Source organism: uncultured Porphyromonas sp., assembly GCF_902489635.1.
Taxonomy (GTDB): domain Bacteria; phylum Bacteroidota; class Bacteroidia; order Bacteroidales; family Porphyromonadaceae; genus Porphyromonas.
In genome coordinates this window covers 1-4,698 of record NZ_CABUAN010000064.1, presented here as the reverse complement: position 1 = coordinate 4,698, position 4,698 = coordinate 1, and the positions used below count along the sequence as shown (strand labels likewise).

Below are 4,698 nucleotides of genomic sequence, written 5' to 3'. Positions count from 1 at the left end.
GGGTGAGCGTCTTGGTGGTGGGGTCGTAGCTGACTTTGCCCTTGACGCCAGGGATCTTGGAGATCTCCTTATAGTTCTTTTCGTTGATGTCGACACCAGCGATCTGGAGGCCGTACTCCTCTACAGGTGGTGTGATGACCACCTCGTCGGTGATGACGTTGCCCGAGGCATCGCAGACGGCTTTCTCTTCATCATTCCAGACAGCCCCTGCGGGTTTCGTGATCGAACAGCCCTCGAGAGTGAAGTTTCTGAAGCTGCCGATGGAACCCTCGGTGCCCTTTGCCGTGACGGAAGCATTTCTGATTGTAAGAGACTCGCCACCAGAGCCACCTTCGCCTGCGATTCCCCAAACGCCTTCGGCATAGACTGTACAACCCTCAATAAGTAGAGCTTCCATAAAGATACCACATTCTTCTGAAGACTTTAGAGTGAGCTGTCCATTCCCTTTTATAATGGCATTGCTCTGGAGCATCATTGCGCTCCGATTATTAGAAGTTATGGAGACCTTCCCCTTGACGACACAAGTCAGCTCTTCAGAAGCATCTATGCCATTAGGATCTCCTGCATCGATGGTGGCATCCTCGAGGGTGAGCGTCTTGGTGGTGGGGTCGTAGCTCACTTTGCCCTTGACGCCAGGGATGGCGGTGAGGTCGGAGCAGTTCGCTGAGGTGACCTTCACGCCAGCTATCTCGAGTCTGGAACTAGCGATAACCACCTCGTCCTTGATGACGTTGCCCGAGGCGTCGCAGACGGCGCCCTTGCTGTAATTCCAGGTAGCCCCTGCGGGTTTCAAGATATCACTCCCCTCGAGGGTGAATAGTGTGAAGCCGCAGATGGAGCCCTCGGTGCCCTTTGCCGTGACGGAAGCATATCTGATTCTAAGAGACGAGCCATCGTCGCCCAAGATTCCCCTTTCGCCTTCGGCATAGACTGTACAACCCTCAATAAGTAGAGCAGCCTCAGTATTGATACAACTTCCTCTGTCTCGAGACTTTATAGTGAGCTGTCCATTCCCTTTTATAATGGCTTTCTTTTGGAACAGCATTGTGCCCACTTGATCATTAGAAGTGATGGAGACCTTCCCCTCGACGACACAAGTCAGCTCAGCTGTTGACCATATACCTTGATATGGTCCTGCATCGATGGTGGCATCCTTGAGGAAGAGCGTCTTGGTGGTGGGGTTGTAGCGGACTTCGCCCGTGACGCCATCGATGACCGAGAGGTCGGAGCAGTTCGCCGAGTTGACCTCCACGCCGACTATCCTGAGGTCGCGAATCCCCTGTGCGGAGGCTGAGGAGCCTGCGAGCAGTAAGAGCATCGTGACGAGTGTCACGATGAGTGATTGATGTTGTAGCTTCTGTTTCATAGCTGTAATGGTTTTGATGTGAATGTATGTTGGGGGCAATCGTTGCCCTCATTGTTTGTCACAAAAGTAATCACGGCAAGTGCTAAATCTCTTATCAAAATCGGACAGAAACTTGTCGAAATCGGACAGGTTTCGTCTGCCGATTTATCAATATCGGACATCGGAGTGTAGCTAACGTGTTAATTGCTAGTGTGTTGTTGGTGATAAGTCGGTGGTTGGCTGTTAGCTGTTGGCTGTTGGCTTTTGGCGATCGGAGTGATCAGAGCCATCGGAGCTATCTGAGCCATCGGGACTCCGATCTCTAACTTCTAACCTCTAATCTCTAACTTCTAATCTCTAATCTCTAATTACACTCCGATCTTTTCTCATAAGAGAAAACAAAAGGTTAACTTTGTGGCGTGGAAACTTAGCCGGAGCTCTTACGGAGCGACGCTATCTAGGTAAAATAATCAGCAACAGGATATGAAACGAGACTTATTACGACTCCTTGCGATGCTCCCGCTTTGGGTGCTCGCGACGCTCTACACGACCGCTCAGCAACCAGCGGCAGCTCCGTCATCTACGACGGATCAACCAGACACCCTCACCGTCATACCGCTACAGGTGCAGCAGTATCGGGTGATGATGCCGTTTATCTCGGATAGTCTCGATGTGCAGGGCAAGGCGTACGACGCTACCGACCTACTCAAGCCGGTGAACCATATCAAGCTGAGCCAGGCGCATGGCACCCTGCCCGTTGCGAAGGAGGGTGTCGTCACGCTACGCACCGCCGAGGATGCGATCACGACCTATGCGGTACGCCTGCGCACGCCGAGCTATGAGCAGGCGACGCTGCAGATCGAGGCGTCGGTACCCTTTGTCTTAGCACTCGATGGCACCAAGCTCTCGTCTGCTACGCTGTATCAGAGCGAGCTAAAGCCTGCTTCGCCTGCGTCACTCACGCTGACGCCTGGACGGTCGCACCTGCTCTCATTGCAACTACTCACGAAGGGGGGCGAGCCAGCGCAGTATCGTATGAAGCTCATCCCTGCCAAGGCTGACAGCCAAATAGAGCTACGTCACGACGACAAGGAGTACTTGAGTCTAGAGTATATGATGACGGGGCGCAACCTTTACTCAGTCTCAGTGTCGCCTACGGGTCGCTATACGCTCCTCACGGAGCGCGAGACGAACGCTCTGAAGAGCAATTACCGCACCTATCTGTACCAAGGCGATAAGCTCCTCTCCACGCTAAGCGAGGAGTACCGCTTCGCCAGCTGGATGCCCAAAGAAGACAAGCTCTACCGCACCGCCACGACAGATGATGGGCGGCAGTTGATCAGCTACGATCCCAAGACGCAGGAGGAGCGTGTCGTAGCAGAGCAGATCCCCACCGGCTCCTTCTTTATACTCCCTGACGGCAAGCAACTGCTCTACACCATCGAGGAGGAGGGCCCCGCACGAGGCAAGATCACCGAGCAGGTACTGGGACGCTATGACCGTATGGCAGACTTTCGCAAGCGCACCTTCCTCGCCCTTTATGACCTCGAGAGCGGTCGTTACCAACCACTCACCTTCGGCCATCGCTCTACCTATCTACATGATGTCAGTCCCGACGCTCGCGAGATCATCTTGAGCACATCGGAGGATATCACCGAGATCCCCTTCTCTCAGAGCAACTTCTATACGATGAACCTCGAGACGCTAGAGGTCAAGCCACTCTTTACCCAGGAGCGCTCTATCTCGTCGATCTCCTACACGTCGCAGCCTCATGTGCTACTCATACAGGGAGATGCGAATGCTTTCGGTGGAATCGGGCGCAACCTACCTGAGGGAATGATCACCAATACGTACGATGGTCAGCTCTTCCTCTATGACCGCCAGAGTCAGCAGGCGACGCCCCTGACCAAGGATTTTGACCCTGCCATCAAGCGGGTCAAGGTCAGCACGGTTCGGCCCGTTGCTTACTTTACAGCGGAAAACAAAGATCGTATCTCCCTCTACCGCCTCGACCTGACACGCAAGCAGATCGAGCAGGTAGCTACGACGGAAGACCTCGTGCGTTCCTTTGACATCAGCGACGACGCTAGTCAGCTCGCTTACTATGGGCAGAGTGCGATGAATGCGGATCGCTTCTATACGCTCAGAGGAAAGCGTGAGACGCTCCTCTACGACCTAGCTAAGAGCAAGATGCAGGATCTAGAGCTGGGCACCATGAGCGACTGGGTACACACGATGCCCAATGGCGACAAGGTGGAGGGACGCTACTACTTGCCTCCTCACTTTGACGCTACGAAGCAGTACCCGATGATCGTCTATTATTATGGAGGTACCTCGCCGACGACTCGCTTCTTCGAGGGCTCTTACTCACTGCCGATGTATGCAGCGCAGGGCTACGTGGTCCTCACGCTCAATCCGAGCGGCACCACTGGCTTCGGCCAGGAGTATGCGGCTCGCCACGTCAATGCGTGGGGCAAGGTAACGGCCGACGAGATTGTGGCTGCGACGAAGCAGTTTTGCCAAGAGCATCCCTATGTCAATGCGAAGAAGATCGGCTGTATGGGCGCCAGCTACGGAGGCTTTATGACGCAGTACCTGCAGACGATCACCGACATCTTTGCCGCAGCGATCAGCCATGCGGGCATCAGTGCGCTCTCCTCTTACTGGGGTGAGGGTACCTGGGGTATCGGCTATAGTACGGTGGCTAGCTACAATAGCTATCCGTGGAATAATCCTCAGCTCTACACGGAGCAGAGTCCGCTCTTCCATGCCGACAAGATCCACACGCCACTTCTGCTGATCCACGGCACGGCCGATACGAACGTCCCCATCGGCGAGAGCATCCAGATGTACAACGCTCTGAAGATCTTGGGTCGTGAGGTAGCCTTTGTCAAGGTGCATGGCGAAGATCACATCATCACGGCTCCCGAGAAGAAGATCGAGTGGACGAATACGCTCTTTGCGTGGTTCCAGAAGTGGCTCAAAGACGACCCCACCTGGTGGGATGCTCGCTATCCGGAGGCACACCTATGATACTGTTGACTTTTGCAACAGTATCACTTATACTGGTTCGGCAAACTTGACGCCGGCTCGTTACAATAATTTAGAGCCGGCTACATATCGAAACGGAGCTGTGTCGGGAAAAAGTGATTTCCACGTGGATATTTCAAAATCTCCACGTGGGGAATTTTTATTTCCCAGGTAGGAAATAAAAAATTCCTCGGAGGAATCAAATGAAACTTCGGAGGAAATGAATGACGCCCACGTGGAAAATAAAAAATATCCACGTGGAGATTTCAGATTTCCCACGTGGATATTCGAGAAAGGAGGGGATCGGACGAATTTCCCCGTAA

The 4,698-nt window shown here is 53.5% G+C and carries 2 protein-coding genes; one reads left to right on the top strand and one right to left on the bottom strand.

Annotated features, from left to right (window positions below; all coding sequences use genetic code 11):
• Positions 1-1,366, bottom strand: a 1,366-nt coding sequence (locus tag RDM37_RS08355) for a hypothetical protein (RefSeq protein ID WP_308556680.1), incomplete at its 3' end; no start/stop codon positions are given.
• Positions 1,367-1,828: 462 nt separating this feature from the next.
• On the opposite strand from RDM37_RS08355, the gene RDM37_RS08350 reads away from it, so the two are divergent.
• Positions 1,829-4,378 (top strand): prolyl oligopeptidase family serine peptidase, encoded by a 2,550-nt coding sequence (locus tag RDM37_RS08350; RefSeq protein ID WP_308556678.1) that lies wholly within the window; start codon positions 1,829-1,831, stop codon positions 4,376-4,378.
• The last annotated feature ends 320 nt before the right edge of the window (positions 4,379-4,698 follow it).